The 16,442-nt window shown below is 63.4% G+C and carries 14 protein-coding genes; 10 read left to right on the top strand and 4 right to left on the bottom strand.

The features are described from left to right. Positions 1-90: 90 nt before the first annotated feature. Complete coding sequence (gene acnA / locus B0E55_RS21105; RefSeq protein ID WP_019748421.1) at positions 91-2,892, bottom strand: aconitate hydratase AcnA; 2,802 nt, start codon at positions 2,890-2,892, stop codon at positions 91-93. A gap of 456 nt (positions 2,893-3,348) precedes the next feature. Here acnA and B0E55_RS21100 point away from each other — a divergent pair, with 456 nt between their 5' ends. The 8 genes from B0E55_RS21100 to B0E55_RS21065 all read left to right on the top strand — a co-directional run bounded on the left by B0E55_RS21100 (position 3,349) and on the right by B0E55_RS21065 (position 12,060). Next, positions 3,349-3,939 carry an Rv1476 family membrane protein gene (locus B0E55_RS21100; RefSeq protein ID WP_019748422.1) on the top strand — a complete coding sequence of 197 codons (591 nt, stop codon included), beginning with the start codon at positions 3,349-3,351 and terminating at the stop codon, positions 3,937-3,939. 451 nt (positions 3,940-4,390) lie between these two features. Beyond that, the gene (locus tag B0E55_RS21095; RefSeq protein ID WP_029255350.1) at positions 4,391-5,938 is read left to right on the top strand and encodes an NlpC/P60 family protein; all 1,548 of its coding nucleotides are present in this window, start codon (positions 4,391-4,393) and stop codon (positions 5,936-5,938) included. 150 nt (positions 5,939-6,088) lie between these two features. Next, positions 6,089-7,285, top strand: coding sequence for an AAA family ATPase (locus tag B0E55_RS21090; RefSeq protein ID WP_019748425.1), 1,197 nt, complete (start codon positions 6,089-6,091; stop codon positions 7,283-7,285). Continuing rightward, positions 7,282-8,274, top strand: a complete 993-nt coding sequence (locus B0E55_RS21085; protein ID WP_003944991.1) for a DUF58 domain-containing protein — start codon at positions 7,282-7,284, stop codon at positions 8,272-8,274. The genes B0E55_RS21090 and B0E55_RS21085 overlap by 4 nt, the downstream gene beginning before the upstream one ends. Further along, entirely contained in the window at positions 8,271-9,251 is a 981-nt protein-coding gene (locus B0E55_RS21080) for a VWA domain-containing protein (RefSeq protein ID WP_003944878.1), read from the top strand. The genes B0E55_RS21085 and B0E55_RS21080 overlap by 4 nt, the downstream gene beginning before the upstream one ends. Positions 9,252-9,321: 70 nt before the next feature. Next, on the top strand, positions 9,322-10,071 hold the full coding sequence (gene fabG1 / locus B0E55_RS21075) for a 3-oxoacyl-ACP reductase FabG1 (protein WP_007727875.1): 750 nt from the start codon (positions 9,322-9,324) through the stop codon (positions 10,069-10,071). Positions 10,072-10,125: 54 nt separating this feature from the next. Beyond that, positions 10,126-10,923: an NADH-dependent enoyl-ACP reductase InhA gene (gene inhA, locus B0E55_RS21070; protein ID WP_003944803.1), complete on the top strand. Its 798-nt coding sequence runs from the start codon at positions 10,126-10,128 to the stop codon at positions 10,921-10,923. An 84-nt stretch (positions 10,924-11,007) separates the two neighbouring features. After that, positions 11,008-12,060, top strand: a complete 1,053-nt coding sequence (locus tag B0E55_RS21065; RefSeq protein WP_021344248.1) for a ferrochelatase — start codon at positions 11,008-11,010, stop codon at positions 12,058-12,060. A 17-nt stretch (positions 12,061-12,077) separates the two neighbouring features. On the opposite strand, the gene B0E55_RS21060 is transcribed toward B0E55_RS21065, so the two are convergent. After that, a complete protein-coding gene (locus B0E55_RS21060) occupies positions 12,078-12,686 on the bottom strand; it encodes a hypothetical protein (protein WP_020907744.1) in 609 nt (202 codons plus the stop codon). A 106-nt stretch (positions 12,687-12,792) separates the two neighbouring features. Further along, positions 12,793-13,134 carry a metallopeptidase family protein gene (locus B0E55_RS21055; protein WP_080910400.1) on the bottom strand — a complete coding sequence of 114 codons (342 nt, stop codon included), beginning with the start codon at positions 13,132-13,134 and terminating at the stop codon, positions 12,793-12,795. Between the two features lie 77 nt (positions 13,135-13,211). Here B0E55_RS21055 and B0E55_RS21050 point away from each other — a divergent pair, with 77 nt between their 5' ends. Both B0E55_RS21050 and B0E55_RS21045 read left to right on the top strand, forming a co-directional pair. Beyond that, complete coding sequence (locus B0E55_RS21050) at positions 13,212-13,703, top strand: hypothetical protein (RefSeq protein WP_019748429.1); 492 nt, start codon at positions 13,212-13,214, stop codon at positions 13,701-13,703. 181 nt (positions 13,704-13,884) lie between these two features. Next, the gene (locus B0E55_RS21045; protein ID WP_241896110.1) at positions 13,885-15,651 is read left to right on the top strand and encodes an enoyl-CoA hydratase-related protein; all 1,767 of its coding nucleotides are present in this window, start codon (positions 13,885-13,887) and stop codon (positions 15,649-15,651) included. Here B0E55_RS21045 and B0E55_RS21040 read toward each other — a convergent pair. Continuing rightward, a complete protein-coding gene (locus tag B0E55_RS21040) occupies positions 15,641-16,432 on the bottom strand; it encodes a hypothetical protein (RefSeq protein ID WP_019748431.1) in 792 nt (263 codons plus the stop codon). The genes B0E55_RS21045 and B0E55_RS21040 overlap by 11 nt on opposite strands. Between the last annotated feature and the right edge of the window lie 10 nt (positions 16,433-16,442).

The following is a 16,442-nucleotide window of genomic DNA, read 5'->3' as shown; positions in this document are numbered from 1 at the left end:
CGTCTCGCGCTTTCTTTGTGCTCTGAACGCACGTGGCGGACTCAGCACCTCGCTGAGTCCGCCACGTGGGTTAGAGCAGGGCTCGGTTGACTAGCCCCGGATCATGTTGCGAAGCACGTACTGCAGGATGCCACCGTTGCGGTAGTAATCCGCTTCGCCGGGGGTATCGATGCGTACGACTGCGTCGAATACGACCTTCTCGCCGTTCTCGCGCGTCGCCGTGACCTTCATGGTCTTCGGGGTGACGCCCTCGTTGAGCTTCTCGACGCCTTCGATGTCGAAGGTCTCGGTGCCGTCGAGCTTGAGCGAACCTGCGGACTCGCCGACCGGGAACTGCAGCGGGACAACGCCCATGCCGATGAGGTTGGAGCGGTGGATGCGCTCGAACGACTCGGTGATGACGGCCTTGACGCCGAGCAGGCTGGTGCCCTTGGCTGCCCAGTCACGCGAGGATCCGGAGCCGTACTCCTTGCCGCCCAGGACGACCAGCGGGATGCCGGCTGCCTGGTAGTTCTGCGACGCGTCGTAGATGAATGCCTGCGGTGCGCCTTCCTGCGTGAAGTCGCGGGTGTAACCACCGGAGACGTCGTCGAGGAGCTGGTTGCGCAGACGGATGTTCGCGAACGTTCCGCGAATCATGACCTCGTGGTTACCGCGACGCGAGCCGAGCGAGTTGTAATCCGCACGCTCGACGCCGTGGGAGTCGAGGTACTGCGCAGCGGGGGTACCGACCTTGATCGGACCTGCCGGGCTGATGTGGTCGGTGGTGACCGAGTCGCCGAGCAGTGCGAGGACGCGAGCGCCCTTGATGTCCTTGACCGGAGCCGGATCCATCGTCATGCCGTCGAAGTAAGGTGGCTTCCGCACGTAGGTGGAGTTCACGTCCCACTCGAAGGTGTCACCCTTCGGGGTTTCGAGGTTCTGCCAGCGGCTGTCGCCCGCAAAGATGGTTGCGTACGACTTGCGGAACATGTCCTGGTCGATCGAGGACTTGATCGTCTCTTCGATTTCCTGCGTGGACGGCCAGATGTCCTTGAGGTAGACGGGGTTTCCGTCGGTGTCGTTACCGAGCGAATCGGTCTCGAAGTCGAAGTCCATGGTTCCGGCGAGGCCGTATGCAATCACGAGCGGCGGGGAAGCCAGGTAGTTCATCTTGACGTCGGGGGAGATACGTCCCTCGAAGTTACGGTTACCCGAGAGCACCGCGGTGACCGAGAGGTCGTTGTCGTTGATGGCCTTCGAGACTGCCTCGGGCAGGGGTCCGGTGTTACCGATGCACGTGGTGCAGCCGTAACCGCCGAGGTAGTAACCGAGCTTCTCGAGGTACGGCCACAGGCCGGCCTTCTCGTAGTAATCGGTGACGACCTGCGAACCGGGAGCCATGTTGGTCTTGACCCACGGCTTGGTGGCGAGGCCCTTTTCGACGGCGTTGCGTGCGAGCAGTGCAGCACCGAGCATGACCGACGGGTTGGACGTGTTGGTGCAGGAGGTGATACCTGCAACAACAACGGCGCCGTGGTCGAGAACGAACTCACCGGCGTCGGACTTGACGACGACCGGCTTGCTCGGACGGCCTTCTGCGCCGTTGGCAGCAGAGAGAACGTCGACCGCTCCGTCGTCGGCAAACGACAGAACCGCGGGATCGGAAGCCGGGAAGGACTCTTCGACGGCCTCGTCGAGCTGGGTGTGCTCGGTCGGGTAGTTCTCTTCCACGTAGTTGTGGATGTCCTTGCGGAACGCAGTCTTGGACTCCGACAACAGGATTCGGTCCTGCGGGCGCTTCGGGCCGGCGATCGAGGGAACAACGGTTCCCAGATCCAGCTCGATGTACTCCGAGAAGACGGGTTCCTTGTCAGGGTTGTGCCACAGGCCCTGTTCCTTGGCGTACGCCTCGACGAGAGCGAGCTGCTCGTCGCTGCGGCCGGTGAGGCGCAGGTACTCGATGGTCTCGGCGTCGATCGGGAAGATCGCTGCGGTGGAACCGAATTCGGGGCTCATGTTGCCCAGCGTTGCGCGGTTCGCGAGCGGAACCTCGGCAACACCGTTGCCGTAGAACTCGACGAACTTGCCGACGACGCCGTGCTTACGGAGCATCTCGGTGGCGGTGAGCACGACGTCGGTTGCGGTGACGCCGGGCTTGATCTCACCGGAGAGCTTGAAGCCGACAACGCGGGGGATCAGCATGGAGACGGGCTGGCCGAGCATTGCTGCCTCGGCCTCGATGCCGCCGACGCCCCAGCCGAGCACGCCGAGGCCGTTGACCATCGTGGTGTGCGAGTCGGTGCCGACACAGGTGTCGGGGTATGCCTGTCCGTTACGGGACATGACGGTGGGCGCCAGGTATTCGATGTTGACCTGGTGAACGATGCCCATTCCCGGGGGGACGACCTTGAAGTCGTCGAATGCGCCCTGGCCCCAACGGAGGAACTGGTAACGCTCGCCGTTGCGCTCGTATTCGAGGTCGACGTTGCGCTCGAGTGCGTCGGCCTGGCCGAAGACGTCGAGGATGACCGAGTGGTCGATGACCATGTCGGCGGGGGAGAGCGGGTTGACCTTGTTCGGGTCACCGCCGAGGGTGGTGACGGCCTCACGCATGGTGGCGAGGTCGACGATGCAAGGAACGCCGGTGAAGTCCTGCATGATCACGCGGGCAGGCGTGAACTGGATTTCGATGCTCGGCTCGGCTGAGGGATCCCAGCTCGCGATTGCGCGGATGTGATCCGCGGTGATGTTGGCACCGTCTTCGGTGCGGAGAAGGTTCTCGGCGAGAACCTTCAAGGAATAGGGCAATTTCTCGGTGCCGGGGACGGCCGAGAGGCGGAAGATCTCGTAAGAGTTCTCACCGACCTCGAGGGTTCCCTTGGCTCCGAATGAATCGATACTGGTGCTCACGTCTGCTCCACTCGTCTATGAGGGTCGCTACCGACGGGGCTGTGTCGGCAGCTGAAGCGAGGTACTTCGGCCGGGAAGATCCTCCGTAGCTCACGCCAATCGCACAGTTCGCGTGAGAACTGTCCGAACATCGGAGCTGCAGTAGAACCTGTCCTGACCGGTGGTACCTCTTGGTCCAAGTCTAACAGTACGCTTGTCCTGTGAGAATTCAGGGCAAGTTGACCGAAACAATCTTCATGCAGACTGCGGGCCTGCGCAACGCAGGCTTGGCTGGGTGACCACACCCACAGTTACCGCTCGGGCGGCACGCGCGGCGGTTGCGTGTGACGCCTGGTGGCAGTCGACCTGAAGTAGGCTGCATGCAGGCCCGTCGCGGGTCGGCCGCCGAAAAACGACCTCGGAAGAACTCCCCGCATCTCAGCGGTGGACGGAATCCGAACAGCACCCGGATGAGAGATGTCTGCTCCTACCAATCACGCTTTTGCGCCTGTGCACGTGAAGTCCCCGTTGCACGTCGCTGTTCCGTCGGATGTCGATCTCGACGACGTGCTCGCGGACCTTTCGACGGACGGCGTCTCCGCCCCGGAGTCCGATGTTGTGGGGCTGACTGCGGTGGTGACCGACGCCCGTGAACGTGGTGTCGACTTGAGCGTCGTGGTGGTCGACGCAAATCCGGGCCGGCCGTCCGATCTTCGCGACCTGGCCACGACGGTCGGCAAAACCGAAGGCGGCACGGTTCTCGTTCTGAGCCCAGACTGGATGGGTAGCTACAGCGACTCGATCAGTCGTGTGCAGCTCGAAACCGCGCAGGACCGATCTTTCGGAGAAAGCGCGAGCGTGACCGCGGACCGCTTCTCGCACGAGATCGTGGCGCCGGGTCCGCCGTGGACGCTTTACACGGTCCTTGTGATCGCACTGGTTGCGGTTATTGCCGGAATTACCTTTGCCGTCAAGTGGCGGCGAGAGCCGGAAAACGCGCAAACCAGACATGTCGCCTCGACTTCAGAAACGGCGACATCTTCCGACCACCGGGCCGATTCCGTCTGACCTTGGTCCTTTTGCGAGATTTTCAGTAACTCGTCGAAAACAGGTACTCACCGCTGTTTGCGGTGAGTACCTGCCCTTTTTGGTACCTGCATGCCATTCGACCAGCTCAAATACCGTTTGTGTTATTTGTGGCTAAAGTTTCCAAAGAACGCTTGAGTGTCGTACGGTACAACTGGCACTTTTTGGGGAAGAAGTGTCGCAGACAGGCTGATGTTGTTCGACGCGTACTTGTCGGTTGCCTTGTTCTCGAGGTGTCGACGGTGGCGTTCGTACGGCACGTCCAGGTCGACGAGCAGCTCTCGGGCTGTGGGCGACCGGTGCTTGGTCTGCGCATTCCCTCCCCGCACGGATCGGCGACCCAGCGGGCCGTGGCGTTACACGCGAGGGAGAGTTATTTGTGAGGCAAGTAACACGTGACGGCGAGTCCCGTCGTGGTCCTTCCCGTAAGTCGATGCGCCTGGCGCAACTGGTCATCGGATTCGGCGTTGTCGGGTCCCTGATCGTCGGTACGCCCGCCATGTCCTCGGCCGTACCACCGCCGCCGCCGAATCCGAGTGACTCGGACATCGCTGCGGCCGATTCGCAGGTCTCGTCGAGCGTCGGCACCGTCAGCGCGCTCATCAATCAAGTCGCATCGGCCAACGAACAGTTGTCGGCACTCGACAACGAAGTTGCGATCAAGCGTGAAGACGTCAACAAGACGCTCGTGGATCTGCAGAACGCTCGCGGCGCCGCAGACACCGCAGCGCAGGCCGTCGGAGTCACCAAACAAGCTCTTAAGGACGCGTCGGCGCAGATCGAGGTCGCTCAGACGGACTTCGACAAGTACGCACGCTCGAGCTACGTCAAGGGCACCAACACCGCGTCCATCTCGTCGTTCCTCGACGCCAAGGGCCCGGGCGATGTCCTCGACCGCGCGCAGGTCCTCAAACTGCTCGCCAATACGCAGAGCGCAGTGCTTGACGGTCTCCAACGAGCACGTACCGAGCAGGCGAACAAGGACTCCGCGACCCGCCAGGCAAAGCAGCAGGCCGACGCCGCCGCCGAGGTCGCGGCACAACTGAAGGATCTGGCCGAGCAGGCGATTCAGATCGCGCGCAACGCTCTCGATCAGCAGGTTGCCAAGAAGGCCGCGATCGAAGCCGAGCGGAACTCCGCTCAGGCTCAGCTCGACGCCGCCCGCAATGCAGTCGCAGGTTTGCAGGGCCAACGCCAGGCGTATGCGACGTGGGACGAGCAGCGTCGCGCCGAGGAAGCTCATCAGAAGGCTCTCGAAGCTGCCGCCAAGGAAGCTGCCGCACAGGCTGCTGCCCGCGCAGCTGCCGACCAGGCCGCCAAGGATCGAGCTGCAGCACTGGCAGCGGCTCAGCGTCCGCACACCGCTGTGGAAGACCCGACTCCGACCGTCATCCCGGACGACGACGACACCTGGACTGACGAGGAAACCGGGACCGACGAGGAAACAGGCACGGACGAAGAGACCGGTACCGAAGAGGAAACGGTCACGACGCCCAAGCCCACCACCCCCAAGCCGACGACGCCGAAGCCCAGCACGCCGAAGCCTTCCGTTACCGGAAGCGCTGCAATCGAATCCGTCATCGACCGCGGAATGTCTCAGCTCGGCGTGCAGTACGCCTGGGGCGGCGGCGACGAAAACGGTCCGACGCGAGGCATCCGTGACGGCGGCGTCGCCGACAGTTACGGCGACTTCAACAAAGTCGGGTTCGACTGCTCGGGCTTGATGATCTACGCCTTCGCCGGCATCGGAATCTCGCTGCCGCACTACACCGGCTATCAGTACACCGCGGGCACGCAGGTCCCGTCTTCGGAGATGAAACGCGGCGACATGATCTTCTACGGCCCCAACGCCAGCCAGCACGTGGCGCTCTACCTCGGTAACGGGCAGATGCTCGAGGCACCACAATCCGGTTCGAGTGTCATGGTCTCCCCGGTTCGCTGGGGCGGAATGACGCCGTACGCCGTCCGACTGGTGTCCTGACCGTCAGAGGAAATGCCGCTGACACCCGCATTGTCAGGGAACTATCAAGTTCCCGACGTGGTGTTACGGCATCGAGCGCAACTACCTGGAATAGTTGACGGGGAACACGTTACTGTCGGTACTTTTCTAGGTGAAAGCGATGGATTCTTGGTGACCTCACGTGAAGATTCGGTCGGAACGGTCGACGTAAGCAAGGCGAGCGGAAGTGCGGACGGAGCAGCACCTTCCCTGGCAGCCGACGTTCAGACCTTGGAACGAGCGATCTACGAGGTCAAGCGAGTCATCGTCGGGCAGGACCGGCTTGTCGAGCGCATTCTCGTCGGACTTCTCGCCAAGGGGCACGTCCTCCTCGAAGGCGTACCCGGTGTCGCCAAGACGCTGGCCGTCGAGACTTTCGCGAAGGTCGTCGGCGGTTCGTTCTCCCGCGTCCAGTTCACCCCCGACCTGGTGCCAACCGACCTCATCGGCACGCGCATCTACCGTCAGGGCCGCGAGGAGTTCGACACCGAACTCGGACCCGTCGTCGCCAACTTCGTGTTGGCCGACGAGATCAACCGTGCCCCGGCCAAGGTGCAGTCCGCGCTCCTCGAGGTGATGGCAGAACGCCACGTCTCGATCGGTGGCAAGCGGTACCACATGCCCGATCCGTTCCTGGTGATGGCGACGCAGAACCCCATCGAGAACGAGGGTGTCTATCCGCTCCCCGAGGCGCAGCGCGACCGCTTCCTGTTCAAGATCCTCGTCGACTACCCGACTGTCGAGGAAGAACGCGAAATCGTCTACCGGATGGGTGTGGCAGCCCCGGAGCCGCACCAGATCCTCGGTCCGGAGGAGTTGGTCAGGCTCCAACGCGTCGCCAGCAACGTCTTCGTCCACCACGCGCTCGTCGACTACGTGGTCAGGGTCATCGCCGCTACGCGTACGCCGCGTGAGGTCGGACTCGAGGACGTCGCGGGCTGGATCGCGTACGGCGCCTCACCCCGCGCGACGCTCGGCATCATCGCCGCGTCGCGGGCTCTCGCTCTCGTCCGCGGCCGCGACTACGTCGTGCCGCAAGACGTCATCGAGGTGATCCCGGACGTGTTGCGCCACCGCCTCGTTCTCTCCTACGACGCCATGGCCGACGAGGTGACTCCCGACGCGGTCATCGCCCGGGTGCTGCAGACCGTCGGACTGCCGCAGATCGCCGCGCGGCCGGTTCCCACCGTTCCCGGTCCGCCTCAGCAGGGCGCACCGCAGGCACCTCAGTTCAACGCACAGGGCACCGCGAATCCACAGGGCACAGTCAATCCACAGGGAAACGGCGCGCCGATCGCGACCGCTGAGACGATGAGTCGCCCGCAGTGACCGAAGGCCGCGACGGTGGCCAGGCGACACCCGCCGGATCCACCGGTTCTCCGCCGTCGTTCCGATCCGGCGAGCTCAGCGATCCCAAACTCACCGCTGCGCTGCGCACCCTCGAGCTGACGGTTCGTCGTCGCCTCGACGGTGTGCTGCACGGCGATCACCTCGGCCTGATTCCCGGCCCGGGTTCCGAACCGGGTGACGCCCGCGAGTATCAGCCGGGCGACGACGTGCGGCAGATGGATTGGTCCGTGACCGCGCGGACGACGCACCCACACGTGCGCCAGTCGGTCGCGGATCGTGAGCTCGAGACGTGGCTTGTCATCGACCTGTCTGCAAGTCTCGACTTCGGGACCGCCGGATGCGAGAAGCGTGACCTGGTTGTCGCCGCAGCCGCGGCGATCACTCACCTGACCAGTTCGGGCGGTAACCGCGTCGGCGCCATCATCTCGACGGGCGCCCAGACAACCCGAATTCCGGCCCGCGGTGGGCGCATTCACGCACAGGCGATGCTCCGCAAGATCGCGACGACTCCGCACGCTCCGGACGGGGTACGCGGTGATCTGGTCGGCGCGATCGAAGCGCTCAGACGCCCACAGCGTCGGCGCGGACTCGCGGTCGTCATCAGCGACTTCCTCGGGCCGATCGACTGGGAACGCTCGCTGCGCGCCATTTCGGGACGTCACGACGTGCTCGGCGTCGAGGTGGTAGATCCGCGCGACCTCGAACTTCCGGACGTCGGCGACGTTGTGCTCCACGATCCCGAGTCCGGCCGGACCAGAGAATTCACCACGACGCCGCAACTGCGCGCCGACTTCGCCAGAGTCGCCGCCGAGCACCGCGTCGAGGTCAGGCAAGCTCTACGTCGTTGCGGCGCACCGCTCATGTCCCTGCACACCGATCGGGACTGGATCGCCGACGTCGTGAGATTCATCTCGGCACGCCGACACAGTTATGGTGCCGGCGCCGGAACTGGGGGCGTTCGTTCGTGAGTCTTTCTCAATTCACCGCACCGTGGTGGCTGCTGTTCCTCGCTGTCATCGCCGCGTTGGTGGTCGGTTACGTACTCGTGCAGAAGCAGCGAGCCAAGCACACACTTCGGTTCACGAACTTCGCACTGTTGGAGAAGGTCGCGCCTTCGCGGCCCGGGCGGTGGCGTCATATTCCGGCGATTCTGATGGTCATCGCATTGGTGTTCTTCACCGTCGCCCTTGCCGGTCCGACGGCAGACAAGAAGGTCCCGCGAAACCGTGCCACGGTGATCCTCGTGATCGACGTGTCGCTGTCGATGCAGGCCACCGACGTCGAGCCGACGCGATTGGCAGCAGCGCAGGAAGCTGCCAAGTCGTTCGCCGACGGTCTGACTCCCGGCATCAACCTCGGGTTGGTCGCATTTGCCGGAACCGCTTCGGTTCTGGTGTCGCCCACCACGAATCGTGACGCGACGAAGGTCGCCATCGACAACCTCAAGCTCAGTGAGCGAACGGCGACAGGCGAGGCGATCTTCACCTCGTTGCAGTCGATCGACACGCTGTCGGCTGTTCTCGGCGGCAGCGATCAGGCGCCACCGGCGCGCATCGTGTTGCTGTCCGACGGTAAGCAGACCGTTCCCGAGAACTCGGACGATCCGCGGGGCGGATTCACCGCTGCCCGTCAGGCCAAGGACAAGGGCGTTCCGATCTCGACCATTTCCTTCGGAACGACATACGGGCGAGTCGAGATCGAAGGAGACCGAATCCCCGTCCCGGTCGACGATGCGTCACTGAAGGAGATCGCCAACCTGTCCGGCGGAAGTTTCTTCACGGCATCGAGCCTCGAAGAACTGCGCCAGGTGTACGACACGCTCGAAGAGCAGATCGGTTTCGAGACGACACGAGGCGATGCAAGTCGACCGTGGTTGGTCCTCGGCGTCGTGTTCGCGACCGCTGGTCTGACGATTGCCCTGGTACGCAGGCAGCGTCTGCCCTGATCGAGAGCAGTTCCGAATTGTCCAAATACCGCTGGTACGCGGCCCGCAGAGAATTGATAGGTTGATCGCCATGTCTACCCCTCCCACGACAGTGGTTTCCGAACGGACCGTCACCACACCGCGCTCGGTGCTCGTCACCGGCGGTAACCGCGGAATCGGCTTGGCCGTCGCTCAGCGGCTCGCCGCAGACGGCCACAAGGTAGCCGTCACGCACCGCGGTTCCGGTGTCCCCGAAGGGTTGTTCGGCGTCGTTTGCGACGTCACCGACACCGAGTCGATCGACCGTGCATTCAAAGAGGTCGAAGCACACCAGGGGCCGGTCGAGGTCATCGTCGCCAATGCCGGCGTCACCGACGACACACTGATCATGCGAATGAGCGAAGAGCAGTTCACGAGCGTCGTCGACGCGAACCTCACCGGTACGTTCCGCCTCTCGAAGCGTGCGACCCGGTCGATGCTGCGCGCGCGTTTCGGACGCTTCATCTTCCTCGGTTCGGTGGTGGGTCTGGCGGGACAAGCCGGCCAGGTCAACTACGCCGCGTCCAAGGCAGGCATCGTCGGTATCGCTCGTTCCCTGACAAGGGAACTCGGCTCGCGTTCGATCACCGCCAACGTCGTCGCACCGGGTTTCATCGAGACCGACATGACGGCAGCACTGGGCGACGACGTGAAGGACAAGGCCACCGAGTTCATCCCGTTGCAGCGGACCGGAAAGCCGGAAGATGTTGCAGCAGTTGTCAGTTTCCTCGCCTCCGACGATTCGGCATACGTCTCGGGTGCAGTCATCCCCGTCGACGGCGGACTCGGCATGGGGCACTGACCCGCTTTTCGCACACACACCTTTCTCGTACGTCTGAAATCAGGAGGACATCTCATGGGCGGTTTGCTCGAGGGTAAGACCATTCTTGTCACCGGCATCATCACCGATTCGTCGATCGCGTTCCACGTGGCCAAGGTCGCGCAGGAGCAGGGTGCGAAGGTGCTGATCACCGGATTCGATCGTCTGCGCCTCATCGATCGCATCGCCCAGCGACTGCCGCAGCCCGTGCCGCCGGCAATCTCGCTCAACGTCCAGAGCTCGGAGGATCTCGCATCTCTCGCCGAGCGTGTGCGCGAGCTGGCTCCCGAGGGTATCGACGGCGTGGTCCACTCGATCGGCTTCGCTCCCCGCTCCTGCCTGGGAAGCCCGTTCATGGACGCGCCGTGGGAAGACGTGGCGGTCGCACTCGAGGTGTCCGCATACTCGTACAGCGCACTGGCCAAGGCCTTGCTGCCGGTGCTCAACGACAACGCGTCCATCGTCGGAATGGACTTCGATCCGGCACGCGCAATGCCCTTCTACAACTGGATGGGTGTCTCCAAGGCAACCCTCGAGGCCGTCAACCGTTACGTGGCCAAAGAGGTGGGCGTCCGCGGCATCCGCTCGAACCTGGTGTCCTCCGGCCCGATCAAGACCCTGGCCGCCAAGGCCATTGCCGGCGACAGCACCGGTCCGGGCGCGGAGTTGGACAAGCTGAACACCGCATGGGACGGTGCTGCGCCCATCGGCTGGGACGTCGACGATCGCGAGCCGGTCGCCAAAACGGTCTGCACCGTTCTCTCGGATTGGTTGCCCGGCACGACCGCGTCGATCATCTACGTCGACGGCGGCTTCCACGCGATGGTCGGCTAGTAGCACCCCTTCTACTACACAGGTGAGTACCCGGGTGACCCCCGCCGAACGGCATCACGCAAGATTGAACTCATGACCGCAAGTATGGACATGCAGTTCGATGCTCTTCTCGTTTTGTCGTTCGGCGGTCCCGAAAAACCCGAAGACGTACGGCCGTTCCTCGAAAACGTCACGCGCGGTAGGGGAGTGCCACCGGAGCGGCTCGACGCCGTTGTCGAGCACTACATGCATTTCGGTGGAGTTTCGCCCATCAACGCGCTCAACCGAGACCTGATCGAACGGGTCGAAGGTGAGTTGGCAGCAGCCGGCGTGGACCTGCCCGTGTACTTCGGCAACCGCAACTGGCACCCGATGGTCGAAGACACCGTCGCCAAGATGCGCGAGGACGGTGTCCGCAATGCCGCCGTGTTCGCCACGTCGGCGTGGGGCGGTTACTCGGGGTGTCGGCAGTACCACGAGGACATCGTCCGTGCCCGTGAAGCCGTCGGTGACGGCGCACCGACGCTGACAAAACTTCGCCAGTACTACGACCATCCGCTCGTCGTCGGCGCGTTCGCCGACGGTGTGCGCGCGGCCCGCGCAGAGTTGCCCGAAGCGACTCGCGATACCGCGCGCCTGGTGTTCACGGCGCATTCGGTCCCGAGTGCCGCAGACCGCAATGCAGGGCCGCCGGCAGAGGGCGGAAACCTCTACAGCCGACAGGTTGCCGAGGCTGCGAAGTTGGTTGCCGAGGCCGTCGGCGTCGAAGATTTTGATCTGGTGTGGCAGTCGCGATCAGGCCCGCCGCAGGTTCCGTGGCTCGACCCCGACATCTGTGATCACCTGGATACGCTGTCCGCCAAGGACGTTCGCGCCGTGATCGTGTGTCCTGTCGGTTTCGTCTCCGATCACCTCGAAGTGGTGTGGGACCTGGACACCGAGGCCAAGGACAAGGCGGCCGAACTCGGTATGGATTTCGTGCGCGCAGCGACACCCGGCCGCGATCAGCGTTTTGCGCAGCTGGTGCCCACGCTCGTTCGGGAGCTGGCCGACGCCGAGCAGCCACTGCGATTGGGGGTCGAGCCGCTGCTCGGCTCGACCACCAACGGTCTCTCGTGTGCGGTGAACTGCTGCGCGGCCGTTCAGCGCCCCCGCTGACGAAAGCTTTCCGACGCTCAGGAGTTCGGCTGCTTCAGCTTTCCGCAGGGTCCCGGAACGGTGGACGTGCTGCGTGAGGTGAGGAGCGTCTCGACGATCTGTCGATCCTCGGGGCTCAGTGACGGGTCGATGTAGTTGAGCTTGGGCGCCCCCAGTTCGCGGACTCGCCCGGCGAGCGTCGCTACAAATGACACTCGTTCTTCGTCATCGTCGTTGACGTCGTGGATCTGCAGCACCGACACCGGAAACTTGCGCAGCGTCACAGGCAGGAAGCGGGCGCCGAGCACATGGTCGACGTTGAATCCCGCCCACTGCCCCTGGTTGGCTTCCACGCATTCGGCGTCGGAGTGAATTGCGCTCTCGCCGATGTACTTACGGGCGGGGAGCATCTTCTTCGGTGCTAGTTCGGATGCACCTTGCTGCAGCACGGGAAAGTCGCCGTCCGAGTACAACCAGGGTTGGTTGGCCATCGAGATCAACCGGCCGGCGTCCAGATCCGGGAGATAGCGAGACTTGAGGAGAAACGCGACGCTGTCGACCGAGATGCCCAGCAGTTCGGCGGCCTTCTGTCGGCTCATCGCAAACGTCGGGGCATTCTTCGGGGCGATCTGGATCAAATTGACCATGCGAACTCCTGTAAGTGTTCAATTGTTGCGGGTTTGGTACAGCTGACATGACAATTCGCCGATTATCAACCTCTAGCTGATTTCCGACTTGTAGATGAGTCGGTTGTCACCATCCGAGTTCACGCAACCGGGGATCTCCGATCCCGAAGTGGTGGCCGATTTCGTGGATCACGGTTCGGCGAACTTGCTCGATCACCTCGTCTTCGGTGCTGCAGATCGCACAGATGGCCCCGCGGTAGATCGTGATGCGGTCGGGGAGGACGCCGGCGTACGTGGTGGTTCTCTTGGTCAGTGGGATGCCCTGATACAACCCGAGCAACCCCGGTCGTCCCCCTTCGAGTTGTACGGTCACCGCGACGTTGGCCATCTCCGCTCCCAACTTCGGGGGCAGACTGTCGAGCGCCCGCTTGACCATGTCCTCGAACTGACTGTCGTCCACGTCGATCATCTGCCCATTGTGCGTGCGAGGGCGGGATCCGGGTGTGTCCATGTGGAAACAGTGCAGCTTACGGCTATGTTCATTGCGTGGCCGAAGACCTCTATCACCGTTACGAATTCACATTCATCGTTCAGATGCTGACAGTCTCGCAAGAGCAGGCGATCGAAGAGAGCTTGGGCGGAAAGGTCGAGGACCGGCGTGGACTGCAGTTGCTGACGCTCACCTCGGAAGGTATGCGAGCGGCGACGACGGCTATCACCGTGGTCGACCAGTTGGTGGCTGCAGGCGTGCGTCCCCAGCGGACGCATCCCGATTTGGTGTCACGTCAGGACATTGCCGACCGTGCGGGAGTGACGAGGCAGGCTGTCGGACAGTGGGTGCGAGGGGTCCGGCAGGCGGCCACTCCCTTCCCGATTCCGTACAACTCGGTCGCCGGGGGGATCTGGTTCTGGGGCGATGTCCTGGATTGGTTGCGCCGTCAGGGGTACAGCCAGGACACCGGTTTGCGCTACCCGACGTTGGACGAACATATTCGCATCGACCGCCATATTGCGATCAATCACAAGACTGCGGGTTGACCGATCAAGCGGTTTGCTTGAAAATAGCTATTGAAACAAACCGACGGTAGGTATAAAGTCCCTAAATACCTCAATCAATCTATCGGTGCGTCGGCCCTGCTCTGGGGGGAGTTTGGTCTGCGCTGCAGATACCCGAGCATGCGAGCAGGAATCCATGGTTTCGACCCCCGAAGTTAGACCGATGCCCAAATCGGCCGCACTCACGACTTCTGTGGCTATTTCCAGCGCTGGAGCAACGACGAAGCTACGCGAAGCTGCACCGGGCAGGGGCCGTCTGCGAGCGGCGACGGCGGCGCTGTTCCGGCGCTCACGCCCACGCGCGGCTTCCGCGCCACCGTTGAGCGTGCTTCTTCTCGTCACCTCCGACAATGGTCTCTCGCAGCGGGCTGGTCTTGTTCTTCGCGAGGCGGGGCACCAAGTCCGCACCGCCGTCGTCGCCGACGCGGACGCAGCGCTGGCCGCGACGTCTGCGGGAGATTTTGATCTCATCATCTGCCCGTTTCTGAAAGCCTATGTACCGGAATCTATTTGGCAGCGGTGGACAACGATCATCATCCATCCCGGCCCGCCCGGTGATCGCGGACCGTCGTCGCTGGACTGGGCGATAACGGATGGCGAACCGATCTGGGGAGTGACCGCGTTGCAGGCCGCCGAGGAACTCGATGCCGGAGCGTTGTGGGCGTGGCGGACATTCGAACTCCAGAGCGGTGCAACCAAATCTTCGGTATACAACGAGGCAGTCACCGACGCGGCGATGGAGTGCATTACGGAGGTCGTCGAACATTTCCGTACTCCTGACTTCCAGGCGATCCCATCGGACCGAGTTGCGCGGCCCGTGGCATCGGCCCGATCGAGGCCCAGCATGAAACAGGCCGATCGCGTTTTCAGCTGGGAGGAAGACGCGTCGAGCATCGTCCGCGCCGTCAACGCCGCCGACGGGTTTCCCGGCGTCGCCGTTCAGTTGGGGCTCGACCGGGTCTACGTCTACGACGCTCACCCCGATACCCACGTCGATGCAGCGCCCGGCACCATCGTCGAGTACTTCCACCAGGCGATACGTGTCGCCACCGGTGCGGGCTCCGTATGGATCGGACATGCGCGGCTCGTCGGCGCCGGCAATGTCAAACTTCCGTCGACCGCGGTCGTACGTCCGGACGTGTTCGTTCCACAGGTCTGGGAGAGTCGTTACCCCGAGACCGACTATCACCGCGACGGCGAAATCGGATATCTCTCGTTCCGCTTCTACAACGGTGCGATGAGTACGAAGCAATGCGCCCGACTGGCCGCCAGGCTCCGCTGGGCGATCGCGCAGGACACCAAGATCCTTGTCCTGACGGGTGACTACGACAGATTCAGCAACGGTATCCACCTCAACGTCATCGAGGCCGCGTCGGATCAAGCCGGAGAAGCGTGGGCCAACATCAAAGCCATCAACGAGATCGCGAAAGCGATCGTCACCTGTACGGAACAGGTTGTGGTGGCGGCATTCACAGGCAACGCCGGTGCCGGCGGGGTCATGCTCCCGCTTGGAGCCGACGTAGTCGTGGCCAGGGACGGTGTGGTTCTCAATCCTCATTACGCCACGATGGGCCTGTTCGGCTCGGAACTGCACACGTACACATTTCCGGCTCGGGTCGGCGAGGAGCAGGCCCGCAGCCTGCTGGCCGAGTGCAGTGCGATCGGTATCCGTCGAGCCTTGGACATCGGACTTGTCGACGCAATCGGCCCCAGGCGGCCGGATCTGTTCGAGGCGTGGTTGCACGAGGTCGCCACCGACTTGCTCGAAGGAGATCGGATGGAATCGATGCTGGAGCGCAAACGTCTTCGACTGGAACGTGATCCGGTGGAGCCCTACGAGGAGCGTGAGCTCGAAGAGATGAAGATCGACATGTTCGGTGACCGCAACGGGTTTGCCGAGAAACGCCGGAACTTCGTGCTCAAGCTCTGATCGACACGCTGTTCGCCGACGCGACACGGGCAGTGCGAACGACGTCCCACAGTCGTCGCAGCAGGTCGTCACGCCTCTGCGCAGTGGACACGCTCGGGGCCTGATTGGTCGAGACCGACGCAGCGACGGTAAGAATGGCTGCCACGTTGTCGGCGGTGTCGATCACCTGTAGATGCCGAGGTGACAGTGTCGACGGCCAGCGGTACCCGGCCTGGGCCTGCAGCGCTTCGGCGACCAGCGTACGAGCGTCGCCCCCAGGCATTCCGGTGGCTACGGTCGGAAGCCCGCCGAGCACCTCCGCTGCGTCCCGAACAGCCTGGCGCAGTTCGTATTCGGCTTCACGGAGTCCGATCGATTCGGCGCTGCCCGCCACAGTGGGAATGGAGAAAACCGTCCACCGCAAGACGTCCGGACCTTCCTTCGACGGCACGAGGCCGACTCCCGGCTTGCCGACGGCGCCGATCTGTATGCCTTCACCCGTTGCGATCGCAGCGCGTGCGAACTCGGTGCCAGTGGGCAGGCCACGTACATCGCCGGCCGTAGGAAGGACCAGGCGGACTTCAGCAGCCTCCGAGCGGGCGATTCTCAACAGGGTGGACACACCCGAAGCCGTGACTCCCGGCCACTCGAGATCGTGGCGGACCGCGGTTTCCGCATCGGCGGCGCCGATCAGGTGCATCGGCGCCCACGCGGCAAGGGCGTCGATGACATCGTCCGGCGCTGCGTCGCCCGCGAGCCATGACGCTGCCCACACGGTGAGGGTTGCGCTGGGAGAACTCATGACCGTGAAG

The organism is Rhodococcus sp. 66b (assembly GCF_002076325.1).
Classification (GTDB): Bacteria; Actinomycetota; Actinomycetes; order Mycobacteriales; family Mycobacteriaceae; genus Rhodococcus_F; species Rhodococcus_F erythropolis.
The sequence above is the reverse complement of the archived record's forward strand: the minus strand, read 5'-3'. Positions and strand labels throughout refer to the sequence as shown.

What these genes read in the sequence shown, in the direction of transcription:
- inhA (WP_003944803.1), top strand. Translation starts at nt 10,126, where the DNA reads ATGGGCGGTTTGCTCGAGGGTAAGACCATTCTTGTCACCGGCATCATC.
- B0E55_RS21095 (WP_029255350.1), top strand. Translation starts at nt 4,391, where the DNA reads ATGCGCCTGGCGCAACTGGTCATCGGATTCGGCGTTGTCGGGTCCCTG.
- B0E55_RS21045 (WP_241896110.1), top strand. Translation starts at nt 13,885, where the DNA reads ATGCCCAAATCGGCCGCACTCACGACTTCTGTGGCTATTTCCAGCGCT.
- fabG1 (WP_007727875.1), top strand. Translation starts at nt 9,322, where the DNA reads ATGTCTACCCCTCCCACGACAGTGGTTTCCGAACGGACCGTCACCACA.
- B0E55_RS21065 (WP_021344248.1), top strand. Translation starts at nt 11,008, where the DNA reads ATGGACATGCAGTTCGATGCTCTTCTCGTTTTGTCGTTCGGCGGTCCC.
- B0E55_RS21055 (WP_080910400.1), bottom strand. Translation starts at nt 13,134, where the DNA reads ATGATCGACGTGGACGACAGTCAGTTCGAGGACATGGTCAAGCGGGCG.
- B0E55_RS21060 (WP_020907744.1), bottom strand. Translation starts at nt 12,686, where the DNA reads ATGGTCAATTTGATCCAGATCGCCCCGAAGAATGCCCCGACGTTTGCG.
- B0E55_RS21040 (WP_019748431.1), bottom strand. Translation starts at nt 16,432, where the DNA reads ATGAGTTCTCCCAGCGCAACCCTCACCGTGTGGGCAGCGTCATGGCTC.
- B0E55_RS21100 (WP_019748422.1), top strand. Translation starts at nt 3,349, where the DNA reads ATGTCTGCTCCTACCAATCACGCTTTTGCGCCTGTGCACGTGAAGTCC.